The sequence below is a fragment of the Nguyenibacter vanlangensis genome (genome assembly GCF_013376155.1).
Lineage (GTDB): Bacteria > Pseudomonadota > Alphaproteobacteria > Acetobacterales > Acetobacteraceae > Gluconacetobacter > Gluconacetobacter vanlangensis.
Map to the genome: position 1 here is coordinate 1 of NZ_JABXXP010000788.1, position 1,229 is coordinate 1,229.

The following is a 1,229-nucleotide window of genomic DNA, read 5'->3' on the forward strand; positions in this document are numbered from 1 at the left end:
CTGGGCTTCGCCTCGCCGGACGCCGCGATCGGCCGGCCCGTCACGGCGCAGCTCAGGACCGGGACCGCGCCGCGCACGATCATAGGCGTCGTCGCGGATGCCCGCTTCGGGTCCGGCACCAGCCCGGTGGAGCCGCAACTTTATTATTATCAGCCCGGCATCATCGGCGGGTCCAGCGCCGCCATCCGCTTCGCCGGCTCCACCGAACGCGCGATGCTGGCGGCCCTGGCGCGTAGCTGGCGCCAGCTTGTGCCCGATATCCAGTTCGATGCTGCCTCGGCCGACGACCGTCTGGCACGTTTCTATCAGCCGGACCAGCGGCGCGGGCAGCTCTTCACCGCCGGCGCCGTCGTCGCCATCGCCATATCCTGCCTGGGCCTGTACGGACTTTCCGCCTTCAACGCCACGCGGCGGCTGGGCGAGATCGGCATCCGCAAGACGCTGGGCGCCGGCACCGCCGACGTGCTGCGCCTGCTGCTGGTCCAGTTCATCCGGCCGGTCGCAGTTTCGGCACTGGTCGCCTGGCCCGTCGCCTGGTTGGCCATGCGGGCCTGGCTGGCCGGCTTCGACCAGCGCATCGCGCTCTCCCCGCTCTATTTCTTCGCCGTCACGCTGGGCGCCGTGGCGCTCGCGGCCGCGACCGTGCTGGGCCAGACCATCCGCGTCGCCCGCGCCGAACCCGCCCGCGCCCTGCGCCATGACTGATCCCCGTCTCCACCCGTTCCGCGAAGGTCCCCGATCATGCTGATCGCCAATGCCCTGGTCGCCTTCTACCGCTCCACGCTGCGGCACCGGCTCTATGTCGCCCTGAACATCGCCGGGCTGGGCCTGGGAATTGCGGTGTTCCTGGTACTTTCGCTGGTGGCGCGATACGAGTACGGGTTCGATCGCACCGTACCGGACGCCGCAGACATCTATCGGCTGGACGGAATCTGGAACCTGCCCGGCCGCACGCTGATACATGCCCCGGAAGTCAGCTTCATGGCCTTCGATCCGCTGCGCACCGATTTTCCGCAGATCCGCGCCGCGACCCGGCTGGCCCCACGCAGAGCGGCCATCGATACCGGCCACGGCGATCCGGTGACGATCCCGGTCGATTTCGTCGATCCCGGCTTCCTCGACGTCTTTTCCCTCGCTCTGCGCGACGGCACGGCGGGGGACGCGCTGGCCGCCCCCGACCGCGTGGCCGTCAGCGAGTCCACCGCGCGCCGCCTGTTCGGCACGGTGCG

The 1,229-nt window shown here is 70.1% G+C and carries 2 protein-coding genes; both read left to right on the top strand.

The window, feature by feature from the left end:
• Positions 1–705, top strand: a 705-nt coding sequence (locus tag HUK84_RS19040; protein ID WP_176641620.1) for an ABC transporter permease, incomplete at its 5' end; no start/stop codon positions are given.
• Positions 706–741: 36 nt separating this feature from the next.
• Positions 742–1,229, top strand: a 488-nt coding sequence (locus HUK84_RS19045; RefSeq protein ID WP_176641621.1) for an ABC transporter permease, incomplete at its 3' end; no start/stop codon positions are given.